This window comes from Plantactinospora sp. DSM 117369, from assembly GCF_053764795.1.
Genome location: NZ_CM132446.1, coordinates 9,469,409 through 9,492,064, shown reverse-complemented (window position 1 = coordinate 9,492,064; position 22,656 = coordinate 9,469,409). Strand labels below are relative to the sequence as shown.

At 70.4% G+C, this 22,656-nt stretch carries 22 protein-coding genes; 20 read left to right on the top strand and 2 right to left on the bottom strand.

Annotated elements, in window-relative coordinates; genetic code table 11:
• The first annotated feature begins 23 nt into the window (after window positions 1-23).
• The gene (locus ACSMXO_RS40780) at window positions 24-299 is read left to right on the top strand and encodes a hypothetical protein (RefSeq protein WP_346258765.1); all 276 of its coding nucleotides are present in this window, start codon (window positions 24-26) and stop codon (window positions 297-299) included.
• A 177-nt stretch (window positions 300-476) separates the two neighbouring features.
• On the top strand, window positions 477-1,742 hold the full coding sequence (locus ACSMXO_RS40775; RefSeq protein ID WP_346258766.1) for a phospholipase D-like domain-containing protein: 1,266 nt from the start codon (window positions 477-479) through the stop codon (window positions 1,740-1,742).
• Between the two features lie 44 nt (window positions 1,743-1,786).
• Here ACSMXO_RS40775 and ACSMXO_RS40770 read toward each other — a convergent pair whose 3' ends face one another.
• Complete coding sequence (locus ACSMXO_RS40770; RefSeq protein ID WP_455416013.1) at window positions 1,787-1,921, bottom strand: hypothetical protein; 135 nt, start codon at window positions 1,919-1,921, stop codon at window positions 1,787-1,789.
• A gap of 21 nt (window positions 1,922-1,942) precedes the next feature.
• Window positions 1,943-2,707, bottom strand: a complete 765-nt coding sequence (locus tag ACSMXO_RS40765) for a GNAT family N-acetyltransferase (protein ID WP_455416012.1) — start codon at window positions 2,705-2,707, stop codon at window positions 1,943-1,945.
• A gap of 198 nt (window positions 2,708-2,905) precedes the next feature.
• Here ACSMXO_RS40765 and ACSMXO_RS40760 point away from each other — a divergent pair, with 198 nt between their 5' ends.
• The 18 genes from ACSMXO_RS40760 (at window position 2,906) to ACSMXO_RS40675 (ending at window position 22,625) form a co-directional block, all read left to right on the top strand.
• Window positions 2,906-3,052: a hypothetical protein gene (locus tag ACSMXO_RS40760; RefSeq protein WP_455416011.1), complete on the top strand. Its 147-nt coding sequence runs from the start codon at window positions 2,906-2,908 to the stop codon at window positions 3,050-3,052.
• Window positions 3,049-4,239, top strand: coding sequence for a cyclic dehypoxanthinyl futalosine synthase (gene mqnC, locus ACSMXO_RS40755; RefSeq protein WP_346258770.1), 1,191 nt, complete (start codon window positions 3,049-3,051; stop codon window positions 4,237-4,239). The genes ACSMXO_RS40760 and mqnC overlap by 4 nt, the downstream gene beginning before the upstream one ends.
• Window positions 4,240-4,698: 459 nt before the next feature.
• Window positions 4,699-5,409 (top strand): demethylmenaquinone methyltransferase, encoded by a 711-nt coding sequence (locus ACSMXO_RS40750; protein ID WP_346258771.1) that lies wholly within the window; start codon window positions 4,699-4,701, stop codon window positions 5,407-5,409.
• Between the two features lie 67 nt (window positions 5,410-5,476).
• A complete protein-coding gene (locus tag ACSMXO_RS40745; protein WP_455416010.1) occupies window positions 5,477-6,334 on the top strand; it encodes a hypothetical protein in 858 nt (285 codons plus the stop codon).
• A 191-nt stretch (window positions 6,335-6,525) separates the two neighbouring features.
• Window positions 6,526-7,803 carry a geranylgeranyl reductase family protein gene (locus tag ACSMXO_RS40740; RefSeq protein WP_346258773.1) on the top strand — a complete coding sequence of 426 codons (1,278 nt, stop codon included), beginning with the start codon at window positions 6,526-6,528 and terminating at the stop codon, window positions 7,801-7,803.
• A 120-nt stretch (window positions 7,804-7,923) separates the two neighbouring features.
• Window positions 7,924-8,289 (top strand): NADH-quinone oxidoreductase subunit A, encoded by a 366-nt coding sequence (locus tag ACSMXO_RS40735; RefSeq protein WP_346258774.1) that lies wholly within the window; start codon window positions 7,924-7,926, stop codon window positions 8,287-8,289.
• A 13-nt stretch (window positions 8,290-8,302) separates the two neighbouring features.
• Window positions 8,303-8,977, top strand: coding sequence for a NuoB/complex I 20 kDa subunit family protein (locus tag ACSMXO_RS40730; RefSeq protein WP_455416009.1), 675 nt, complete (start codon window positions 8,303-8,305; stop codon window positions 8,975-8,977).
• A 76-nt stretch (window positions 8,978-9,053) separates the two neighbouring features.
• The gene (locus tag ACSMXO_RS40725) at window positions 9,054-9,797 is read left to right on the top strand and encodes an NADH-quinone oxidoreductase subunit C (protein ID WP_346258776.1); all 744 of its coding nucleotides are present in this window, start codon (window positions 9,054-9,056) and stop codon (window positions 9,795-9,797) included.
• Window positions 9,794-11,128 (top strand): NADH-quinone oxidoreductase subunit D, encoded by a 1,335-nt coding sequence (locus ACSMXO_RS40720; RefSeq protein ID WP_346258777.1) that lies wholly within the window; start codon window positions 9,794-9,796, stop codon window positions 11,126-11,128. The genes ACSMXO_RS40725 and ACSMXO_RS40720 overlap by 4 nt, the downstream gene beginning before the upstream one ends.
• On the top strand, window positions 11,129-12,244 hold the full coding sequence (nuoE, locus tag ACSMXO_RS40715; RefSeq protein ID WP_455416008.1) for an NADH-quinone oxidoreductase subunit NuoE: 1,116 nt from the start codon (window positions 11,129-11,131) through the stop codon (window positions 12,242-12,244).
• On the top strand, window positions 12,241-13,560 hold the full coding sequence (nuoF, locus tag ACSMXO_RS40710; RefSeq protein WP_346258779.1) for an NADH-quinone oxidoreductase subunit NuoF: 1,320 nt from the start codon (window positions 12,241-12,243) through the stop codon (window positions 13,558-13,560). The genes nuoE and nuoF overlap by 4 nt, the downstream gene beginning before the upstream one ends.
• Window positions 13,561-16,053 (top strand): NADH-quinone oxidoreductase subunit G, encoded by a 2,493-nt coding sequence (locus ACSMXO_RS40705; protein WP_346258780.1) that lies wholly within the window; start codon window positions 13,561-13,563, stop codon window positions 16,051-16,053.
• Window positions 16,054-16,055: 2 nt separating this feature from the next.
• A complete protein-coding gene (gene nuoH, locus ACSMXO_RS40700; protein WP_346258843.1) occupies window positions 16,056-17,435 on the top strand; it encodes an NADH-quinone oxidoreductase subunit NuoH in 1,380 nt (459 codons plus the stop codon).
• A 1-nt stretch (window position 17,436) separates the two neighbouring features.
• Window positions 17,437-18,027, top strand: a complete 591-nt coding sequence (gene nuoI / locus ACSMXO_RS40695) for an NADH-quinone oxidoreductase subunit NuoI (protein ID WP_346258781.1) — start codon at window positions 17,437-17,439, stop codon at window positions 18,025-18,027.
• Window positions 18,024-18,794 (top strand): NADH-quinone oxidoreductase subunit J, encoded by a 771-nt coding sequence (locus ACSMXO_RS40690; protein WP_346258782.1) that lies wholly within the window; start codon window positions 18,024-18,026, stop codon window positions 18,792-18,794. The genes nuoI and ACSMXO_RS40690 overlap by 4 nt, the downstream gene beginning before the upstream one ends.
• Window position 18,795: 1 nt before the next feature.
• The gene (gene nuoK / locus ACSMXO_RS40685) at window positions 18,796-19,113 is read left to right on the top strand and encodes an NADH-quinone oxidoreductase subunit NuoK (protein ID WP_199187664.1); all 318 of its coding nucleotides are present in this window, start codon (window positions 18,796-18,798) and stop codon (window positions 19,111-19,113) included.
• A gap of 13 nt (window positions 19,114-19,126) precedes the next feature.
• Window positions 19,127-21,043, top strand: a complete 1,917-nt coding sequence (gene nuoL / locus ACSMXO_RS40680) for an NADH-quinone oxidoreductase subunit L (protein WP_455416007.1) — start codon at window positions 19,127-19,129, stop codon at window positions 21,041-21,043.
• Window positions 21,044-21,089: 46 nt separating this feature from the next.
• The gene (locus tag ACSMXO_RS40675; protein WP_346258784.1) at window positions 21,090-22,625 is read left to right on the top strand and encodes an NADH-quinone oxidoreductase subunit M; all 1,536 of its coding nucleotides are present in this window, start codon (window positions 21,090-21,092) and stop codon (window positions 22,623-22,625) included.
• Window positions 22,626-22,656 lie beyond the last annotated feature (31 nt).

Sequence of the window (22,656 nt, the reverse complement as noted above, 5' to 3'; positions counted from 1 at the left end):
GCCGCGGATCACGAGGAGAACCTATGCGTCGAGTTCGGACTGTCGTGGCGCTCGTCTTCGCCGGCGCGGCGTTGCTGGTCGGAGCCGGTGCGCCGGCCCAGGCCGCGGTGTCGGTCGAGCGTCAGGCCATGGCCAGCAACCCCTCCCCCTACCCCTTCGGTTCCTACTACACCTACGAGGCCTGTCGCTACTACGGGGAGAGCCTCGTCGCGGGTGGCGCGTGGCGTTACTACAACTGCGTCTACGAGTGGCGCAGCGGCCAGCCGCAGGGCTACTACTACCTCTACATGTACAACTGAGGTCGTCGCGGCCGACGGATTCGGCGGAGCCGGGGCAGCATGGCGGCACAGCCTGTCGGGCTGCCCCGCTTGCGCGCCCGCCTGGCGGTGCGGCGGCGGCGGAGTCGGCCGCGTGAGGTTGAAGAAATTCTTCGCCACCCGTTGCTCCATTGAAGGACGTGTACTACCAAGGTATCCATGAGGATGCTCCGTACGCGTCGCGCCCGGGCCGGACTCGCGTCCTTCGCGGCGCTCGGCCTGCTGGCCACCAGCCTGCTCACCCCGCCCGCCGTGGCCGCCGGCCCCACCCCGGCGGACGCCGGTGACGGTGCGGCCGCCGCGGCTGATCCCTTCCCGGCGTACACCCGGTTCAACATCCCGGCCGAGGACGGCGCCCGGGACCGGACCATCGAGGACGAGCTGGTCCGGCTGGCCGACGGCGCACCGGCCGGCGGCTACATCCGGGGCATCATGTACAGCTGGAGTTCCCCGGTGGTGGCCGAGGCGCTGAAGCGGGCGGCGGCCCGGGGCGTGATCGTCCGGATCGTGCTGGACGAGACCGGTGGCGGGGTCAACACCGGCGCCGACAACGCCGCGATGGCGGTGCTCAACTCGGCCAACCTCGACGACCTGGTGATCTGCGGCAAGACCTCGTCAACGGTGGCCGGCTCGACGGCGTGCATCGGCAACAAGAGCAACTCGATCAACCACAACAAGGTCTTCACGTTCTCCACCAGCGGCACCATGAAGCGGGTCGTCTTCGTCAGCTCGCAGAACCTCACCTTCAGCCAGAACAACCTCTTCAACAGCGCGCTGATCGTGCACGAGGACTACGACCTGTACGACCACTTCACGGCGTACTTCAACGACATGCGGGCGCAGCGGAAGAACAACGACTACTTCAACGCCGCCAACGGCTACTACAAGTCGCCGAATACCGCCGTCACCGTCTACCACTCGCCCCGGGCCGACAGCGACACCCTGGCGAACCGGCTGGCCGAGGTGAGCGCGTACGAGAGTGGCTGTGCGGTGGACGTGGCGCACGCCCAGTTCACCGACGCCCGCCCCGAGGTCGCCACCCAACTGCGCCGGATCGGCCGGCTGGGTTGCCGGGTCCGGGTCGTCTACGGCTCGATGGGCAGCACCGCGTATGCCACCCTGAACGGGCAGCCGAACGTCTCGCTGAAGAAGTACCACGACGCCGAGGCCAGCAACTACGACGGCCGGGTGGTCACCGTGCACTCCAAGAACATCATCATCAGGGGCACCTTCGCCGGGGTCGCCGGGCGCAGCGTGGTCTTCACCGGCTCGCACAACGTCACCGACCCGGCGTTGACCGACCACGACGAGACCCTGGTGAAGATCGAGCACCCGACGGTCTGGAACGACTTCCACAACAACTTCGAGACGCTCTGGAGCCGGGCCAAGTGCGTCAACCCGGACAACGGCAGCTGCACCACCTGAGACGTACCTGGCCTACCTCGCATCGGTCTGGCGCGGATGGGTGGTCAGTACGTCAGGTCGGAGCGGTGCTCGACCAGGGTGACCGGCGTACCGCACATCTCCGCGATGTAGTCGGCTGCCTCTTCGAGGTCGACCGGAGTCTCGTCGCGGTAGGCGTCCTGGTAGATCCGGAGTCCCACGTCCGTGATCCACGCGCCTGGCTAGGACAGGGCTACGGAGAACATCCGGGTGACCGGGCGGAAGCCGGCCTTGTCATACAACCTGCGGGCGGGATTCTGGTCGACCACCGACAGGTCGAGGGTCGGTAACCCGGCAGCGTGGGTGCCCCGGAGGGCATGCGTCAGCAGCGCCCGGCCCAGCCCACTGCCCTGGGCGTGTGGGGCGACGGCGATGTTCAGGATCCAGCCGCAGGTGTTCGTGGTCCAGGGCACCGGACCGGCGCAGAGGACGTGCCCGGCGCTGCGTCCGTCCGGACCGACCACCCGCGCGGACGCGCCGAGTAGTGGCGGGACTGGCTCGGCATCGTCGAACATCGCCCGGATCTCCCGGGTGTCGGCGGCCTGCCATTCGCCGTCCGGGTGCTCCGGACCGTACGCCGAGGCACACGCCACCGCGAGGTCGTCGTCCCAGCCGGCGTGGACCAACGACCATCCGTCGGGCAGTGCCGCCGGTGGCGGCAGCTCGGCCAGGTCGTGTCGCAGCCCGGTAGCGGCCCGGTGGAGCGTGAGGCCATCCGCCAACAGGGCCGCCACCAGGCCCTCGTGCGTGGTCTTCAGCATCCTGCCGGCGAGGTCCCGGCGCAGTTGCGCGGCAACCTTCGCCGGGGCTGCCCCGGGCAGCGGCCGAACATCCTTGACGGCCGGCTCACGGCCGTCGTCCTCCAGCCGTAACCTGGCGAGCGTGGCGCCGTCGTCGGCGAGCAGCAGTGAGTCGACTGCGCTCTCGGGGTCCGGGCGTACGGGCATGGGCCGGACACTAGCCGCGCCAGCTGTACGACAGTCAACGCAATTTCCGCAGCGCAGTGAATTGCGACGCTCGGCGAGTCGTCGCGGCCGGGCCTACTCGTTGCGCGGCTGGCAGCTACAGCGACAGCAGGTTGACGGGGACGCTGGCGTAGCGTGCCGGGGGTCAGGCGCCGTCATGTCCGCCGATCCTACGCGTGGGTGCCGACACTCATCTGGGACACGACGTGCCAGCAGGTGCCGATCCACTGCTGCGGACGTACGTCCGACGGGCGTCGACTACGGATCACATTGCTCGGGGTGGTGGTCGAGGTGGGGCGGGCCGGCGACGTACCCTCGGGTACGTGACGGTGAGCCGGGAGATCGACAGCATCCTGCAACGTGGCGCGGACGGCGGGCGGATCACGCCCGAGGAGGCGCTGCTGCTCTACACCGACGCGCCGCTGCACCCGCTGGGTGAGGCGGCCGACGCGGTACGGCGGCGGCGGTATCCGGACAACATCGTGACGTACCTGATCGACCGCAACATCAACTACACCAACGTCTGCGTGACCGCCTGCAAGTTCTGCGCCTTCTACCGGGCGCCGAAGCACCGGGAGGGCTGGACGCACCCGACCGAGGAGATCCTGCGGCGCTGCGCCGAGGCGGTGGAGCTGGGTGCGACCCAGGTGATGCTCCAGGGCGGCCACCACCCCGACTACGGCGTGGAGTACTACGAGGAGCTCTTCTCCTCGGTCAAGCGGGCGTACCCGCAGCTCGCCATCCACTCCATCGGACCGAGCGAGATCCTGCACATGGCGAAGGTCTCCGGGGTCGGCCTGGAGGAGGCGATCAGCCGGATCAAGGCGGCCGGGCTGGACTCGATCGCCGGTGCCGGCGCGGAGATGCTGCCCGAGCGGCCCCGCAAGGCCATCGCTCCGCTGAAGGAGTCCGGCGCGCGCTGGCTGGAGGTGATGGAACTCGCACACCGGCAGGGCGTCGAGTCCACCGCCACCATGATGATGGGGACCGGGGAGACCAACGCCGAGCGGATCGAGCACATGCGGATGATCCGCGACGTGCAGGACCGCACCCGGGGCTTCCGCTCCTTCATCCCATGGACCTACCAGCCGGAGAACAACCACCTCAAGGGCCGTACCCAGGCGACCACCCTGGAGTACCTGCGGCTGATCGCGGTGGCCCGGCTCTTCTTCGACACCGTGCCGCACCTCCAGGCGTCCTGGCTGACCACCGGCAAGGACGCCGGACAGCTCGCCCTGCACATGGGGGTGGACGACCTCGGCTCGATCATGCTGGAGGAGAACGTCATCTCCTCGGCCGGTGCGCGGCACCGCTCCAACCTGCACGAGTTGATCTGGATGATCCGCTCCGCCGGCCGGATCCCCGCGCAACGGGACACCCTCTACCGGCACCTGGCGGTGCACCGCACCCCGGCCGACGACCCGACCGACGACCGGGTGGTGTCGCACTTCTCCTCCATCGCGCTGCCCGGTGGCGGCGCGGGCCGGAGTCTGCCGCTCGTCGAGGCCCGCTGAACTACCCTCGTCCATTCGGCCACCGCCGGCTGGGCGAGGGGCCGGTCCTTGGCTCCGATCCGGCGGCAAAACGTCGAGCGCGCCGGATAAATGGCCTCTGACCAGGACATTCTTGGAAGCCGGGCGGGTCCGGGCGGTCATAACGGTTGGATCAAGGGGAGCGCGACCAGGCCGGTCGAACCGATAGCGTGCCGGCACACGTACCCGCTGACCGTCGTGGACGGACCGGCCTCCGGGTCGGGACGCGGCGCACCGGGGTCGTCCTCTATCGGTCCATGAGGGCCGTTCACATAACGCACGGCATCGCGGGCGGGGTGGGAGACCACCTCGCCCGCGGTGTGTTCCGGCTCGGGCGCGGCAGGCGCCGGACTGTCGCCCGGAGCCCCGGCCGCGCTCCAGCAGGGTGCCGGCCCGCCCCGGGCCGACCGGCCAGGCCGGTGGCTGGCAGACTGTTCCGGCGTGACCCGTACCCCGTCCGGACGCCGGGCCAGCCTGGACAAGCAGCCGCACGAGGTGGCGGCGATGTTCGACGAAGTGGCGTCCCGGTATGACCTGACCAACACCGTGATCTCGTTCGGGCAGGACCGGCGGTGGCGCCGGGCCACCCTGGCCGCCCTCGACCTGCGCCCCGGTGACCGGGTGCTCGACGTGGGCGCCGGCACCGGGGTCTCCACCGCCGAGCTGGCCACCTCGGGGGCGTACGCGGTGGGGTTGGATCTCTCCATCGGGATGCTCCGGGCCGGCCGACGGAGCCGGCCCGAGGTGCCGTTGCTGGCCGGTGACGCACTCCGGCTGCCGTTCCCGGACGAGACCTTCGACGCGGTCACCATCTCGCTGGCGCTGCGGAACGTGGTGGACACCGAGGCGGCGCTCCGGGAGATGGCCCGGGTCACCCGGCCGGGCGGCCGGCTGGTGGTCTGCGAGTTCAGCACCCCGACCAACCCGGTCTTCCGGACGGTCTACCTCTCCTACCTCATGCGCTCGCTGCCGGCGGTGGCCCGGGCGGTGGCGAGCAACCCGGACGCGTACGTCTATCTGGCCGAGTCGATCCGGGCCTGGCCGGACCAGGCCGGGCTGGCCGGGCAGATCGGCCGGTCCGGATGGCACCGGGTCGGCTGGCGGAACCTGACCGGGGGCATCGTCGCGCTGCACCGCGCGATACGTCCCTGATTTTCCGGCTCATGCTGCTTTAGCCGGTTTTGATCCGCGAGCGGCTTTCCGGCCGTAGGCTGCGCCCATGGCGGGGGCAGACCGGCGGGTCGACGGCGACGAGCAGCCGGCCGAGGAGACGCCGGCGGTCGCGGGCCCGCCGGACGCGCGGCACCGGAGCGACGACGCACCGGACCGCGACGTCGCCGAGCCGGCGGGCGGTGCTGCCACCGACCCGAGCCGCGACACCGCCGAGCCGGCGACCGAGGACGTCGATCCGGAGGCCGAGGCGGCCGAGTTGATCGCGCAGATCCGGGAGCTGGCCGGGCCCGACCCGGTCGCGGTCCGGACCGTGGTCGCCGAGGTACTGGCCGCGCTCGACCGGGTCAGTGGCGGCACGCTGCGGGAGCAACTGCCGTACGAGCACGAGCGCACCCCGGACGGCGACCCGGCGCCGGCCGGCAGCTATCCGAGCGAGCGGCCGACGGCGACCGGCGGCCATCCGGTGGAGGGGATGTCGGAGAACGGCGGTGCGGCGGCGGGCGGTGCTCCGACCGGGCGGCTGTCGGGAAACGGTGCCGGGCCGGCCGAGGGTCATGCCGCAGCCGCCGGTTACCCGGTCGAGCCGCATCCGGTGGAGCCGCATCCGGTGGAGCCGCATCCGGTCGAGCCGCATCCGGTCGAGCCGCATCCGGTCGAGCCGAACCCGCCGGAGCCGCATCCGGCACAGCCGCAGCCGGGGCAACCCCAGCCGGGGCGGCCCGGCCCGGCCGACCCGCATCCGCCGGCACCCGGGCCGGGACAGCCGCATCCGGCCGATCCGCACCCCTCCGATCCGCACCCGGTGCGGCCCCCGACCGATCCACATCCGGCGGAACCAGGGCCGGTCACCCCGGGTCCGATCAAACGCCGTCCGGCGCAACGCAGCGGCGAGGACCGGACCTGAGGTGAGGCATGCCCGACCGGCCGGAACGACGGGCCGCGACCGGGGCCGGAACGGGCCCGGGAAGGTAGCCAACACGCCTACCTCGGCAACTTAGGGTCGCCTAACCGGTCGCCGGCCACTTCGCGGTTCTAGACTCCTCCCCGGACGAGGCTTGTGAAGCATTTCACGAGCGATCGGGAGGGGAGGCGCGGATGACCACGATCGACTACGACGCGGACGTCATCGTCGTCGGCGCCGGTCCAGGTGGATCGACAACCGCCTATCACCTGGCCCGACACGGCGTACGCGTGCTGCTGCTGGAGAAGACCGAGTTCCCCCGGGAGAAGGTCTGCGGCGACGGGCTGACCCCGCGGGCCGTCAAGCAGCTCGTCAAGCTCGGCGTCGACACCTCGCCCGAGGCAGGCTGGCTGCACAACCGGGGACTGCGGGTCATCGGCGGCGGCGTACGGCTCGAACTCGACTGGCCCGAGCTGGCCAGCTTCCCCAACTACGGACTGGTGCGTACCCGGCTCGACTTCGACGACCTGCTGGCCAAGCGGGCGGTCGAGGCCGGCGCGGAGCTGCGTACCGGGGTGAACGTCACCGGCCCGGTGCTCGGCGAGGACGGCCGGGTGGTGGGGGTCACCGCCGAGAGCGGCCCGGACAAGGCTCCGGCCCGCTTCTCCGCCCCGCTGGTGATCGCCGCCGACGGCGTCTCCGGGCGGCTCCCGATCGCGCTGGGCCTGAACAAGCGGGAGGACCGGCCGATCGGCGTCGCCGTCCGCCGCTACTACCGCTCGCCGGCCAAGCACGACGACAACTACCTGGAGTCGTGGCTGGAGCTGCGCAGCAAGGAGCACCCCGACAAGCTGCTGCCCGGGTACGGGTGGATCTTCGGGATGGGAGACGGCCGGGTCAACGTCGGGCTGGGCGCGCTGAACTCCTCGGCCGCGTTCGGCAAGACCAACTACCGGCGGCTGCTGGTCGACTGGCTCGCCGGCACCCCGGCCGAATGGGGCATGACCGACGAGACCAACGCGGACGGGCCGATCCTCGGCGCCGCCCTGCCGATGGGCTTCAACCGGGTGCCGCACTACACCCGGGGCGTGCTCCTGGTCGGCGACTCCGGCGGCATGGTCAACCCGTTCAACGGCGAGGGCATCGCGTACGCGATGGAGTCCGGCGAACTCGCCGCCGAGATCGTGGTGCAGGCGCTGGCCCGCCCGGCGGGTGCCGATCGGGAACGCGCGCTGGCCGGCTACCCCGCCGAGCTGAAGGCCCGGTACGGCGGCTACTACCGGCTCGGCAACATCTTCGTGAAGATGATCGGCAATCCGCACGTGATGCGGATCGCCACCAAGCACGGCATGCCGCATCCGACCCTGATGCGGTTCGTGCTCAAACTGCTGGCGAACCTGACCGATCCGCGCGGCGGGGACGCGATGGACCGGGTCATCAACGCGATGACGAAGGTGGCTCCGGCCGTGTGAACCGCCGCCGGCCCCGGCAGGGGGCGCCAGTGGCACCCCGGGCAGCGTCGCCCGGACGACTGTGAATAGTGTGAATTTGGAAATTGACCGAGGGCCGGGAAGGACGAGCAGGGGAAAACAATGTCGCTCTCGCCGTACGTACCCATCATCGGGCTGTTCGCCCTCGCCGCGGCGTTCGCGCTGTTCTCCGTCGCCGCGGCGCGCTTCGCCGGCCCCCGGCGCTACAACAAAGCCAAGCTCGAGGCGTACGAGTGCGGCATCGAACCGAGCCCGCAGCCGGTCGGCGGCGGCCGGTTCCCGATCAAGTTCTACCTGACGGCGATGCTGTTCATCGTCTTCGACATCGAGATCATCTTCCTGTACCCGTGGGCGGTCAACTTCGACATGCTCGGGCTCTTCGGCTTCGTGGAGATGGTGCTGTTCATCGTCGCGGTCTTCGTCGCGTACGCCTATGTCTGGCGGCGTGGCGGCCTGGACTGGGACTGAGGGAGGTCGTCAGATGGGTATCGAGGAGAAGCTCCCGGCCGGGATCCTGCTCACCTCGGTCGAGAAGCTGGTCAACTGGTCCCGGAAGTCGTCGTTCTGGGGCGCCACCTTCGGCCTGGCCTGCTGCGCGATCGAGATGATGGCGGCGGGTGGCTCCCACTACGACCTCGGCCGGTGGGGCATGGAGGTGTTCCGCGCCTCGCCGCGACAGGCGGACCTGATGATCGTGGCCGGCCGGGTGAGCCAGAAGATGGCCCCGGTGCTGCGCCAGATCTACGACCAGATGGCCGAGCCCCGCTGGGTGCTCTCGATGGGCGTCTGCGCCAGCAGCGGCGGCATGTTCAACAACTACGCGATCGTGCAGGGCGTCGACCACGTCGTACCGGTCGACATGTACCTGCCCGGCTGTCCGCCCCGGCCGGAGATGCTGATCGACGCGATTCTCAAGCTGCGCGAGAAGATCGGCCACGAGCCGCTCGGCCCGAACGGCCGCAAGATGCTCGAGGCACGCCAGGCGCGCGGCGCCGTACCGCTGGTGACGCCCGGCTCGATGCCCTCGTCGTACCGCAACGACAAGGCGCGGCGGGCCGAGTGGACCCGGGCGGTTGCCGAGGGGCGCGAGGAGCAGCTCCGGATCGAGAACTGGATGAAGGCGCAGAACCACCTGGTGGGAAGGGCCGAGCGATGAGCGAGCGGAGCGAGCGGACCGGCCGGCTCAGCGCGAACGTGCCTCATGTCGGCCCGGAGCGCAGCGGAGGGACGGCATGAGCGAGCCCAACAAGACCAGCGAGCAGCCGGGCGGCGGCGTGCCGGTGGCCCGGCCGCCGATCGGGGCGACCAGCGGGGCGCCGGCCGAACTGCCCCCGGCCAGCCCGGCCGGGCGGGGCATGTTCGGCATCCACGGCAGCGGCGACACCTCCGGCTTCGGCGGCCTGGTCCGGCAGCGGGTCGGCGTGGAGAGCAGCCCCCGGCCGTACGGCGGCTACTTCGACGAGGTCGCCGACGCGCTGGAGGAGGCGTACCCGGGCTTCGCCGACGCGATCGAGAAGGTCGTGGTCGACCGGGGCGAGCTGACCCTGCACATCCGCCCCGAGCGGATCGTCGAGGTCTGCCAGGTGCTCCGGGACGACCAGGCGCTCCGCTTCGAGCTCTGCTCCTCGGTCTCCGGGGTCGACTACCTCGGCTCCGACGCCCGCCGGCTGCACGTCGTCTACCAGCTCACCTCGATGACCTACCGCCGGCAGCTCCGGCTGGAGGTCGCGGTGACCGCCGAGGAGCCCCGGGTACCGAGCGTCACCTCGGTCTACCCCACGGCGGACTGGCAGGAGCGGGAGGCGTACGACATGTTCGGCGTCGTCTTCGACGGCCACCCCGGCCTGACCCGGATCCTGATGCCGGACGACTGGGAGGGCCACCCGCAGCGCAAGGACTACCCGCTCGGCGGCGTGCCGGTCGAGTACAAGGGCGCCGAGATCCCACCGCCCGACCAGCGGAGGTCGTACCAATGAGCACCTCGACGAACCCGAGCTACGCCGAGTCCCGGGAGACCACCGAGGGCCGGGTCTTCACCGTCACCGGTGGCGACTGGGACCAGGTGGTCAGCGGGCACGACCCGATCAACGACGAGCGGATCATCGTCAACATGGGTCCGCAGCACCCGTCGACGCACGGCGTGCTACGGCTGATCCTGGAGCTGGAGGGCGAGACCGTCCGGGAGGCCCGGGCGGTGGTCGGCTACCTGCACACCGGGATCGAGAAGAATCTCGAATACCGCAACTGGGTGCAGGGCAGCACGTTCGTCACCCGGATGGACTACCTCTCGCCGCTGTTCAACGAGACGGCGTACAGCCTGGCGGTGGAGAAGCTGCTCGGCATCACCGACGAGGTGACCGAGCGGGCCACCACCATCCGGGTGCTGATGATGGAGCTGAACCGGATCTCCTCGCACCTGGTCTGGATCGCCACCACGGCGATGGAGCTGGGCGCGGTCAACGTGATGCTCTACGGCTTCCGCGAGCGCGAGTACGTGCTGGAGATCTTCGAGCTGATCACCGGCCTGCGGATGAACATGGCGTACGTCCGGCCGGGCGGGGTCGCCCAGGACATCCCGGACGAGGCGATCGTCAAGATCCGCGAGTTCCTGAAACTGCTGCCGAAGCGGCTCAAGGAATACGAGGACATGCTCTCCGGCCAGCCGATCTGGCTGGAGCGGACCAAGGACGTGGGTGTGCTCGACGTCACCGGCTGCCTGGCGCTCGGCGTCACCGGCCCGGTGCTCCGCTCGGCCGGGCTGGCCTGGGACATCCGCAAGACCATGCCGTACTGCGGCTACGAGAACTACGAGTTCGACGTGCCGACCACCTCCAGCGGTGACGTCTGGGGCCGCTACCTGGTCCGGATGGCCGAGATGCGGGAGTCGCTCAAGATCGTCGAGCAGGCTCTCGACAGGCTCCGCCCCGGCCCGATCATGGTGGCCGACAAGAAGATCGCCTGGCCTGCGCAGCTCGCCATCGGCGTCGACGGGATGGGCAACTCGCTGGAGCACGTCGCCAAGATCATGGGTCAGTCGATGGAGTCGCTGATCCACCACTTCAAGCTGGTCACCGAGGGCTTCCGGGTGCCACCGGGCCAGGTCTACGTCGGAATCGAGTCGCCCCGCGGCGAGCTGGGCGTGCACGCGGTCTCCGACGGGGGCACCCGGCCGTACCGGGTGCACTACCGCGAGCCCAGCTTCGTCAACCTCCAGGCGCTGCCGGCGATGGCCGAGGGCGGCCTGATCGCGGACGTGATCGCGGGCGGCGCGTCGCTGGACCCGGTGATGGGTGGGTGTGATCGCTAAATGACTCAGTCTCAGTTTGGCAACGCGGCGTCCCGGCTCGACGGTCTGGTGACCGGGCCGGGCGAGGTGCCGGCACAGCGCAACGGCGGCGGCTCGCGCAGCGCCGACCTGCACGCGAAGCTCGACGAGCGGGCGCGGGAGATCGTCGCCCGCTACCCGGCCGACCGGTCCCGTTCGGCGCTGCTGCCGCTGCTGCACCTGGTGCAGTCCGAGGAGGGGTACGTCTCCCCGGCCGGCGTGGAGTTCTGCGCCGACGTACTCGGGCTGAACAAGGCGCAGGTCGGCGCCGTGGCCACCTTCTACACCATGTACAAGCGCCGGCCCACCGGCGACTGGCTGGTCAGCGTCTGCACCAACACCATGTGCAACGTGCTCGGCGGGCAGCAGGTCTACGACGCGCTGACCGAGCACCTCGGGGTCGGGCACGACGAGACCACCCCGGACGGCAAGATCACCCTGGAGCACGCCGAGTGCCTGGCGGCCTGCGACTACGGCCCGGTGATGACCGTCAACTACGACTTCTTCGACCAGGTCGACCCGGACGCGGCGGTCGCGGTCGTCAACGAGCTGCGCGCGGGCGGTCGTCCGCAGCCCAGCCGGGGCGCCCGGCTCTGCACCCTCAAGGAGATGTCGCTGCAACTGGCCGGCTTCGCCGACCCGCGCGAGGAAGCGGTGGCCGACGGGCTGGCCGGCGACCCGACGCTGGCCGGGCTGCGGCTGGCCCAGCAGCACGGCATCTCGGTGGCCGGCTACGACCCGAACACCCCGATCAAGGGCAGCCAGACCGGTGACAAGCCGGCCCCGGCGACCACCCGGCCGGCCGCCGCCACCGGCAGCACCGCGCCGGACGTGAAGTCGCCGGACAACAAGTCGCCACAGGTGCGTACCGCCGAGACCCGGAACCCGGACGCGAAGACCGCGGTCCCGGACGCGCCTGGGACGACGCCGCCGGTCGACGGCGTACCGGCCGGACCGGCCGACGCGAAGTCCGCCGAGGCGGCCGGCACCGCCGCCAACAAGCCGGCCAGCGACGCCAAGCCGGCCGGCGACGGTGGTACGGACGCGCAGGAGCGCTCGCTGAAGTCGGCCGCGAGCGAAGAGGAGGCTGAGAAGTGACCACGACGCCTCGGCGGGAGACGCTGGAGAAGCTGACCCCGGTGCTCACCAAGCGCTGGCTGTCGCCGGACGCCTGGCGGCTCGACGTCTACCAGCGGCTGGACGGCTACGCGGCGCTGCGCAAGGCGCTCGCCGCCCACCCGGACGACCTGATCCAACTCGTCAAGGACTCCGGCCTGCGCGGCCGGGGCGGTGCCGGCTTCCCGACCGGACTCAAGTGGGGCTTCATCCCGCAGGGCGACGGCAAGCCGCACTACCTGGTGGTCAACGCCGACGAGGGCGAGCCGGGCACCTGCAAGGACCTGCCGCTGATGACCCACGACCCGCACTCGCTGGTCGAGGGCGTGATCATCGCCTCGTACGCGATCCGGGCCAACCGCGCCTACATCTACATCCGGGGCGAGGCGGTGCACGCGGCCCGGCGGCTGCGCAACGCCGTGCAGGAGGCGTACCGGGCCGGCTATCTCGGGGAGAACATCCTCGGTACCGGCTTCGACCTGGACCTGGTGGTGCACAGCGGGGCCGGGGCGTACATCTGCGGCGAGGAGACGGCGCTGCTGGACTCGCTGGAGGGGTTCCGGGGCCAGCCCCGGCTGCGCCCGCCGTTCCCGGCGACCCACGGCCTGTACGCCTGCCCGACCGTGGTCAACAACGTCGGCACCATCGCCAGCGTGCCGTACATCGTGCTGGGCGGGGCGGCCTGGTGGAAGAGCATGGGCACGGAGAAGTCCTCCGGGCCGATGATCTACTCCCTCTCCGGCCGGATCAACAACCCGGGGCAGTACGAAGCCGGGCTCGGCATCACGCTGCGCGAGCTGATCGAGCTGGCCGGCGGCATGCAGCCCGGGCACAACCTGCGGTTCTGGACCCCGGGCGGCTCCTCGACCCCGCTGCTCACCGCCGAGCACCTGGACGTGCCGCTGGACTTCGAGGGGGTGGCGGCGGCCGGCTCGATCCTCGGCACCACCGCGACCCAGATCTTCTCCGACCAGGACTGCCCGGTCTACGCCACCTACCGGTGGCTGGAGTTCTATCACCACGAGTCGTGCGGAAAGTGCACGCCGTGCCGGGAGGGCAACTACTGGATGGTCCGCACCTACCGGCGGATCCTGGCCGGGCAGGGCACCCACGAGGACCTGGACACCCTGCTGGACACCTGCGACAACATCCTCGGCCGCTCGTTCTGCGGTCTCGGTGACGGCGCGACCAGCCCGGTGACCTCCTCGCTGCAGTACTTCAAGCAGGACTACCTCGACTACATCGAGGGCCGGACGGCTCCCAAGCTGTCGGAGAAGACCCTGGTAGGAGCGCACTAAATGACGGACGTTGCGAAGCAGACCGAGACCGTCACGCTCACCATCGACGGCATCGAGGTGACGGCGCCGAAGGGTGCGCTGCTGATCCGGGTCGCCGAACAGCTGGGCATCGAGATCCCCCGGTTCTGCGACCACCCGCTGCTCGCCCCGGCCGGTGCCTGCCGGCAGTGCCTGGTCGAGGTGGAGGGGCAGCGCAAGCCGGTCGCCTCCTGCACCCAGACCGTCGCCGACGGCATGGTGGTACGCACCCAGCTCACCTCTCCGGTCGCCAAGAAGGCGCAGGAGGGGATCATGGAGCTGCTCCTGGTCAACCACCCGCTCGACTGCCCGATGTGCGACAAGGGCGGCGAGTGCCCGCTGCAGAACCAGGCGATGTCCACCGGCCGGACCGAGACCCGCTTCCACGAGCCCAAGCGGGAGTACGAGAAGCCGGTCAACATCTCCAGCCAGGTCCTGCTGGACCGGGAGCGCTGCGTACTCTGCCAGCGCTGCACCCGGTTCTCCGAGGAGATCGCCGGGGACAAGTTCATCGACCTGATGGGCCGGTCCAGCGCCGAAGAGATCAACGTCTACCGGGACGAGTACTACGGCGAGGAGAGCGCCGAGGGCGACGTCCCGTTCAACTCGTACTTCTCCGGCAACACCGTGCAGATCTGCCCGGTCGGCGCGCTGACCGGTGCGCAGTACCGGTTCCGGGCCCGCCCGTTCGACCTGGTCTCCACCCCGAGCGTCTGCGAGCACTGCTCGGCCGGCTGCGCCCAGCGCACCGACCACCGGCGCGGCAAGGTGATGCGCCGGCTGGCCGGCGACGACCCGGCGGTGAACGAGGAGTGGAACTGCGACAAGGGCCGCTGGGGCTTCCGGTACGCCACCGCCAACGAGCGGATCACCAAGCCGATGGTCCGGGACGCCAAGACCGGTGAACTGCGCGAGGCGTCCTGGAGCGAGGCGTTCGCCGTCGCCGCCGACGGGCTGCGCGAGGCGCGCGACTCCGCGCGGGGGGTCGGGGTGCTCACCGGCGGCCGGCTCACCGTCGAGGACGCGTACGCGTACGCGAAGTTCGCCCGGGTGGCGCTGCACAGCAACGACATCGACTTCCGGGCCCGGCCGCTCTCCGCCGAGGAGGCCCAGTTCCTGGCCAGCACGGTGGCCGGGACGACCGAGGTGACCTACGCCGACGTCGAGCGGGCGCCGGCCGTGGTGATCGCCGGGCTGGAGCCGGAGGAGGAGTGCCCGATCCTCTTCCTGCGGCTGCGCAAGGCGTACAACAAGCGCGGGCTGAAGGTGCTGGCGCTGGCCCCGTTCGTTACCCGGGGGCTGGCCAAGATCGGCGCGACGGTGCTGACCGCCGCCCCCGGCGACGAGGCCAAGCTGCTCGCCGGGCACGCCTCGGTCGCCGAGGCGCTGCGCCAGCCCGGCGCGGTGCTGCTGGTCGGCGAGCGGCTGGCCACGGTGCCGGGTGGGCTCTCCGCCGCCGCCGAGCTGGCCGAGCGTACCGGTGCCAAGCTGGCCTGGGTGCCTCGCCGGGCGGGCGACCGCGGCGCGGTCGACGCCGGCTGCCTGCCGAACCTGCTCCCCGGCGGACGCCCGGTGACCGACGCGGCCGGCCGGGCCGAGTTGGCCGGCGCCTGGGATCTGGCCGCCGGGGTCATCCCGAGCCAGCCCGGCCGGGACACCGACGGCATCATCGCGGCCGCCGCCGAGGGCTCACTCGGCGCGCTGGTGGTGGCCGGGGTCGACCCGGCCGACCTGGCCGACCCGAGGCTCGCCGACGCGGCCCTGGAGAAGGTGCCGTTCCTGGTCAGCCTGGAGCTGCGGCACAACGCGGTGACCCGCCGCGCCGACGTGGTCTTCCCGGTCGCCCCGGTGGTGGAGAAGGCCGGCAGCTTCCTCGACTGGGAAGGCCGGCTGCGCACCTTCGAGGCGGTGCTGAACACCACCGCGATGACCGACGCCCGGGTGCTGGACGCGATCGCCGCCCAGCTCGACGTGCGGCTCGGCACCGGCGACGTGAACAGCGTCCGCCGCGAGCTGGGTGCGCTGCCGGCGACCAAGGCCAACCGGACCGCCGCCCCGGCCGTCGAGCCGGCCGCGCCGGTCCGGCCCGGCCCGGGCGAGGCGGTCCTCGCCACCTGGCACCAGCTCATCGACGCCGGCACGCTGACCGAGGGCGACCCGGCACTCGGCGGCACCGCCCGGCCACCGGTGGTCCGGCTCGGCAAGGCCGCCGCTGAGGCGCTGGGAGTGGCCGAGGGCGACGCGGTCACGGTCGGCACCGACCGGGGCGCGCTGACCCTGCCGGCGGCGATCACCGACCTGCCGGACGACGTGGTCTGGCTGCCCACCAACTCGCCCGGCGCGAGCGTCCGGCGCAGCCTGGGCGCCACGTCCGGCGCGGTCGTCCGGCTCAGCGCCGGCCCGGCCACCCCGGTCGCCGCAGACGCGGCGGGCAAGCCGGGGCCGCTGCTGAACAGCGCTGGAGGTACCCGATGAAGCTGGTCTACCTCGCCCAGGATCCGACGCTGCAAGACTTCGGCAAGGATCCGTGGTGGCTAGTCCTGATCAAGATCGTGGGGGCGTTCGTCTTCGCGGTGCTGGCCACCCTGCTCGGCGTCTGGTTCGAGCGTCGGGTGGTGGCCCGGATGGCCCAGCGGCCCGGCCTGAACCAGATCGGCCCGTTCGGTCTGCTGCAGACCCTCGCCGACGGTATCAAGATGGCCTTCAAGGAGGACATCCTGCCGAAGGCGGCCGACAAGGTCGTCTACTTCTTCGCGCCGACCATCTCGACGATCTGTGCGGTGACCGCGCTGTCGGTGGTGCCGTTCGGTCCGATGGTGAGCATCTTCGGTGAGCGGACCCCGCTCCAGGTCACCGACGTCTCGGTGGCCGTACTGGTGCTGCTGGCCTGCTCCTCGATGGGCGTCTACGGCATCGTGCTCGGCGGCTGGGCCTCCGGGTCGACGTACCCGCTGCTCGGCGGTCTGCGCTCCAGCGCCCAGATGATCTCGTACGAGGTGGCGATGGGCCTGAGCATCGTCGCGGTCTTCATGACCGCCGGCACGATGTCGACCAGCGGCATCGTCAGCCAGCAGGCCGACGGCACCCGGCTCAACCTCTTCGGCGTGGTCGACCTGCCCGCCCCCGGCTGGTACGCGATCCTGCTGCTGCCGAGCTTCATCATCTTCTTCATCTCCACCGTCGGCGAGACCAACCGGGCGCCGTTCGACCTGCCCGAGGCCGAGTCGGAGCTGGTCGCCGGCTTCATGACCGAGTACAGCTCGCTGAAGTTCGCGCTCTTCATGCTCAGTGAGTACGTCGCCATGGTGACGATGTCGGCGGTCACCACGACGCTCTTCCTCGGCGGCTGGCGGGCACCCTGGCCGATCACGCTCTGGGAGGGCGCGAACTCCGGCTGGTGGCCGCTGCTCTGGTTCATGGGCAAGGTCATCGGTCTGGTCTTCGTCTTCATCTGGCTGCGCGGCACGCTGCCCCGGCTCCGCTACGACCAGTTCATGCGGCTGGGCTGGAAGGTGCTGCTGCCGATCAACCTGGTCTGGATCCTGGTCCTGGCCGGCATCCGCACCCTCCAGAAGGAGGACCTCGGCGACTCCACCCGCTACTCGGTGATCGCCGGTGCGGTGCTGGTGGTCCTGCTGGTGACGCTGCTCTGGCCGAGTAAGAAGCGGCCGCCGCAGCGGACCCTCCAGGAGAAGGTCAACCGGCGGCCGGCCGGGAGCTTCCCGCTGCCGCCGATGGATCTACAGGTGCCGCCGAGCCCCCGGATGAAACGGGCGGTCGCCGAGCGGGAGCCCGCGAACGTGGGAGCCGGGCAGCCGGGCGACGCCGGTACCGGACACGACGAGAAGGAGGTGTGACGTGGGCGCGATCACCGGGTCGTTCAAGGGTTTCGGGGTCACCTTCTCGCACATGTTCAAGAAGGTCGTCACCACCGACTACCCGTTCAAGCCGCCGGTCTCCGCCCCGCGCTACCACGGGCGGCACATCCTCAACCGGCACCCCGACGGGCTGGAGAAGTGCATCGGCTGCGAGCTGTGCGCCTGGGCCTGCCCGGCCGACGCGATCTACGTCGAGGGTGGCGACAACACCGAGGAGCAGCGCTTCTCGCCCGGCGAGCGGTACGCCAGCACGTACCAGATCAACTATGCCCGGTGCATCTTCTGCGGGCTCTGCATCGAGGCCTGCCCGACCCGTTCGCTGACCATGAGCAACGAGTACGAGCTGGCCCGGGACAACCGGCAGGACCTGATCTTCACCAAGGAGCAGCTACTGGCGCCGCTGCTGCCGGGGATGGAGCAGCCGCCGCACCCGATGCGGCTCGGTGACACCGAGAAGGACTACTACGTCGGCGCGCTGACCAACCCGGGCACCTCGGCCGGCGCCGAGCGGGCGCCCTGGTCCGAGACCGGCACGGTCGACGGCTCCGGTACGACGGGAGAACGGCCGTGACGACATCAGCGGTGCTCGCCGCGGCGGGTGGGGTGACCGGCGGGGAACAGGTGACCTTCTGGATCCTGGCCCCGCTCGCCCTGATCGGGGCGATCGGCACGGTCTGGGCCCGCAACGCGGTGCACTCCGCGCTCTGGCTGGTGCTGACCATGCTCTGCCTGGGCGTCTTCTACGTGCTCCAGTCCGGGCCGTTCATCGGCATGGTGCAGATCATCGTCTACACCGGCGCGATCATGATGCTCTTCCTCTTCGTGCTGATGCTGGTCGGCCGGGACGCGTCGGACTCGCTGATCGAGACGCTGCGCGGGCAGCGGATCGCGGCGATCCTGCTCGGCCTCGGCTTCGGTGCGCTGCTCGCCAGCGGCATGTGGCGGGCGCTCGGCCAGGCGGACGCGGTGGGCCTGGAGCAGGCCAACGCGAACGGCAACGTGCAGGGCATCGCCGCGCTGCTCTTCACCAGGTACGTCTTCGCCTTCGAGGTCACCTCGGCCCTGCTGATCACCGCGGCGGTCGGCGCGATGGTGCTGGCCCACGTCGAGCGGCGCCGTCAGGACCGGATGGACCAGGTCGCCACGATGAAGGCCCGGTTCCGTCCCGGCAACTACCCGGGACCGAAGCCCGGCCCCGGCGTGTACGCCACCTCGTCCTCGGTCGCCACCCCGGCCCGGCTGCCGGACGGCGGGCTGACCGAGCGGAGCGTTCCGAAGATCCTGCCGCAGCGTGAACTCTCCGCCGAGGAGAAGGCGCTGAAGGGGACGGAGAAATAAGATGTCGGACTTCCTGTCGGTGTCGCCGAACCACTACCTGATCCTCGCCTGCCTGCTCTTCACGGTCGGCGCGGTCGGGGTGCTGATCCGGCGCAACGCGATCGTCCTCTTCATGTGCATCGAGCTGATGCTCAACGCGGCCAACCTCGCGCTGGTCACGTTCAGCCGGATCAACGGCGACCTGAACGGTCAGATCATGGCGTTCTTCGTCATGGTGGTGGCCGCCGCCGAGGTCGTGGTCGGGCTGGCCATCATCATGACGATCTTCCGGACTCGGCGCTCGGCGAGCGTCGACGACGCCAACCTGTTGAAGTACTAAGAGGGGCCCACCAGTGGAACATTCTGTGGAGTACGCCCACGCCACGGGGTTGCTGGGCAGCGTGTGGCTGCTGGTGGCCATCCCGCTGGTCAGCGCGGCGATCCTCCTGCTGCTCGGCCGGCGTGCCGACCGGTGGGGGCACTGGCTCGGCGTGGCCAGCGTCGGCGCCATCTTCGTGCTCGGCCTGAGTTACTTCTTCGCGCTGCGGGGGCTGGAGAACCGCTCGGTCGAGCTGAGCCTCTGGGACTTCATCGCGGTCGGTGACCTGCACGTCGACTTCGGACTGCTCTTCGACCCGCTGGCCGCGGTCTTCGTACTGCTGATCACCGGCGTGGGCTTCCTGATCCACGTGTACGCGGTCGGCTACATGTCGCACGACGCCGGCCGGCGGAAGTTCTTCGGGTTCTTCAACCTCTTCGTCGCGGCGATGCTGCTGCTGGTGCTCGGCAACAACTACGTGATGCTCTACGTCGGCTGGGAGGGCGTCGGTCTGGCGTCGTACCTGCTGATCTCCTTCTGGCAGGACCGGCCGAGCGCGGCCACCGCCGGCAAGAAGGCGTTCCTGATGAACCGGGTCGGCGACGCCGGCCTGGCGATCGCGATCTTCATCATGTTCGCCACCCTGGGCAGCACCCAGTACGCCGACGTCTTCAACGGGGCCAGCCAGCTCGCCGGCGGCACGGTGCTGGCGCTCGGCCTGCTGCTGCTGCTCGGCGCGACCGGCAAGTCCGGCCAGTTCCCGCTCCAGGCGTGGCTGCCGGACGCGATGGAGGGCCCGACCCCGGTCTCCGCGCTGATCCACGCCGCCACGATGGTGACCGCCGGCGTCTACCTGATCGCCCGGTCCAACCCGATCTTCTCGCTCGACCCGACGCTGCAGACCATCGTGGTCAGCGTCGGCGCGCTCACCCTGCTGATGGGCTGCATCATCGGCGCGGCCAAGGACGACATCAAGCGGGTGCTCGCCTGGTCGACGGTGAGCCAGATCGGCTACATGTTCCTCGGCGTCGGGCTCGGCGGCGGGGCGTACGCGCTGGCCATCATCCACCTGCTGGCGCACGGCTTCTTCAAGGCCAACATGTTCCTCGGGGCCGGCTCGGTGATGCACGGCATGAAGGACCAGGTGGACATCCGCCGGTTCGGCGGGCTGGCGAAGTACATGAAGATCACCTGGGTCACCTTCGGGCTCGGCTGGCTGGCGATCATCGGCATGTGGCCGTTCTCCGGCTTCTTCACCAAGGAGCCGATCATCGTCGAGGCGTTCGCCCGGGACGACTGGACCGCCTGGCTGTACGGCGGCGCCGCGCTGCTCGGTGCCGGGCTGACCGCCTTCTACATGACCCGGCTCTTCGTGCTCACCTTCCACGGGCCGAAGCGCTGGACCGAGGACATCGAGCACCCGCACGAGTCCCCGGCGGTCATGACCGTGCCGCTGATCCTGCTGGGCCTCGGCTCGGTGGTCGCCGGTGGGCTGATGGCGACGCCGGTCGCCGACTGGTTGACCCCGGTGCTCGGGCACGGGGAGCACCACGAGCCGGTGCTCTCGCACACCGTGATCACCGTGCTCTCGCTCGGCCTGACCGTGCTCGGCGCCGGCCTGGCCTGGTTGCTGTTCCGCAACGGCACCGCACTGGTGGAGCAGCCGGCCGGCCCGGTGGTCCGGGCGGCCCGGCGCAACCTCTACACCGACGCGGTCAACGAGGCGGTCTTCGAGAAGCCGGGCATCTTCCTCACCCGGGCACTGGTCTTCCTGGACAACCGGGGCATCGACGGGCTGGTCAACGCGCTCGCCGCCGCGGTCGGCGGTGGATCGGGCCGGCTGCGCCGGCTGCAGACCGGCTTCGTCCGGTCGTACGCGATGTCCATGCTGACCGGCGCCGTACTGGTGGTGGCGGCGTTCCTGGCGGTCCAACTGGGGTGGTTCGCGTGACCGACGGATACCGATCGGGCACTGACGACGGAGGTAAGGCCGAATAATGTCCGACTTCCCCTTCCTCTCGGTGCTCACCGTCGCGCCGCTGGTCGGCGCGCTGGTGGTGGTCTTCCTGCCGGCCCGCCGTGGCGAGCTGGCAAAGCGGATCGCGCTCGGCTGGTCGCTGGCCGTGCTGGTGCTCTCCGTCTTCATGTGGATCGCCTTCGAGGCCGGCGGCGACCGGCTCCAGCTCCGCGAGTCGTACTCGTGGATCCCGCGCTGGGGGGTGAACTTCACCTTCGCCGCCGACGGCATCGCGCTGGTCATGCTGATGCTGATCGCCCTGCTGGTGCCGCTGGTGATCCTGGCCTCCTGGCACGACGCGGAGAAGTCGAAGCGCTCCGTGCCGGTCTACTTCGCGCTGCTGCTCTTCCTCGAGTGCACGATGATCGGCGTCTTCGCCGCCGCCGACGTCTTCCTCTTCTACGTGTTCTTCGAGGTCATGCTCGTCCCGATGTACTTCCTGATCGGCAGCTACGGCGGCCACCAGCGGCAGTACGCGGCGGTGAAGTTCTTCCTCTACTCGCTGGTCGGCGGACTCTTCATGCTGGCCGCGGTGATCGGGCTCTGGGTGGTCGGCGGCAAGACCTTCGACTGGCAGGCGCTGACCCAGATCGACATCTCCACCGGCACCGAGCGCTGGCTCTTCCTCGGCTTCTTCCTCGCCTTCGCGATCAAGGCGCCGTTCTTCCCGTTCCACACCTGGCTGCCGGACGCCGGTGGCGCCGCCCCGGCCGGAGCCGCCGCGCTGCTGGTCGGGGTACTGGACAAGGTCGGCACCTTCGGCATCCTGCGGTACTGCCTGCCGCTCTTCCCCGAGGCGTCGAAGTGGTTCGCCCCGTACGCCATCGCGCTGGCGCTGATCGGCATCATCTACGCCGCCCTGCTGGCGGTCGGGCAGAACGACCTGAAGCGGCTGGTGTCGTACACCTCGATCGCGCACTTCGGCTTCATCGGCGTCGGCCTCTTCGCCTTCACCACCCAGGCCGGCACCGGCGCGGTGCTCTACATGGTCAACCACGGCCTCGCCACCGGGCTGCTCTTCCTGGTGGTCGGCATGCTGGTGGCCCGGCGCGGGTCCGCGCTGATCACCGACTTCGGCGGCGCCGGCAAGCTGGTACCGCTGCTCGCCGGGGTGTTCTTCTTCGCCGGCCTCGCCTCACTGGCACTGCCCGGCACGGCACCGTTCATCTCCGAGTTCCTGGTGCTGATCGGCACCTACACGGTGAACAAGCCGGTCGCGATCATCGCCACCGTCGGGATCATCCTGGCCGCCGCGTACGTGCTGTGGATGATCCAGCGGACCACCCAGGGCACGCTGAACCCGGCGCTGTCCGGGGTGGAGGGGATGCGGCGGGACCTGTCGGTGCGGGAGAAGGTCGTGGTCGCCCCGCTGATCGCGTTGCTGCTGCTGCTCGGCTTCTATCCGAAGCCGGTCACCGACGTCATCAACCCCGCCGTCCAGGCCACCATGGAGCAGGACCTCGGCACGCAGGATCCGGCGCCGACGGTGGGCACCGTCCAGGAGGCACACCGGTGAGCGGGCCCTCAGTCGCGCACGTAAGGAAGGT

Excerpts from the sequence above, each read along its gene's own strand:
- ACSMXO_RS40720 (WP_346258777.1), top strand. The coding sequence starts at position 9,794 with ATGAGCACCTCGACGAACCCGAGCTACGCCGAGTCCCGGGAGACCACC.
- ACSMXO_RS40730 (WP_455416009.1), top strand. The coding sequence starts at position 8,303 with ATGGGTATCGAGGAGAAGCTCCCGGCCGGGATCCTGCTCACCTCGGTC.
- ACSMXO_RS40705 (WP_346258780.1), top strand. The coding sequence starts at position 13,561 with ATGACGGACGTTGCGAAGCAGACCGAGACCGTCACGCTCACCATCGAC.
- ACSMXO_RS40780 (WP_346258765.1), top strand. The coding sequence starts at position 24 with ATGCGTCGAGTTCGGACTGTCGTGGCGCTCGTCTTCGCCGGCGCGGCG.
- nuoE (WP_455416008.1), top strand. The coding sequence starts at position 11,129 with ATGACTCAGTCTCAGTTTGGCAACGCGGCGTCCCGGCTCGACGGTCTG.
- ACSMXO_RS40725 (WP_346258776.1), top strand. The coding sequence starts at position 9,054 with ATGAGCGAGCCCAACAAGACCAGCGAGCAGCCGGGCGGCGGCGTGCCG.
- nuoK (WP_199187664.1), top strand. The coding sequence starts at position 18,796 with ATGTCGGACTTCCTGTCGGTGTCGCCGAACCACTACCTGATCCTCGCC.
- ACSMXO_RS40745 (WP_455416010.1), top strand. The coding sequence starts at position 5,477 with ATGGCGGGGGCAGACCGGCGGGTCGACGGCGACGAGCAGCCGGCCGAG.
- ACSMXO_RS40775 (WP_346258766.1), top strand. The coding sequence starts at position 477 with ATGAGGATGCTCCGTACGCGTCGCGCCCGGGCCGGACTCGCGTCCTTC.
- ACSMXO_RS40675 (WP_346258784.1), top strand. The coding sequence starts at position 21,090 with ATGTCCGACTTCCCCTTCCTCTCGGTGCTCACCGTCGCGCCGCTGGTC.
- ACSMXO_RS40735 (WP_346258774.1), top strand. The coding sequence starts at position 7,924 with ATGTCGCTCTCGCCGTACGTACCCATCATCGGGCTGTTCGCCCTCGCC.
- ACSMXO_RS40740 (WP_346258773.1), top strand. The coding sequence starts at position 6,526 with ATGACCACGATCGACTACGACGCGGACGTCATCGTCGTCGGCGCCGGT.
- ACSMXO_RS40765 (WP_455416012.1), bottom strand. The coding sequence starts at position 2,707 with ATGCCCGTACGCCCGGACCCCGAGAGCGCAGTCGACTCACTGCTGCTC.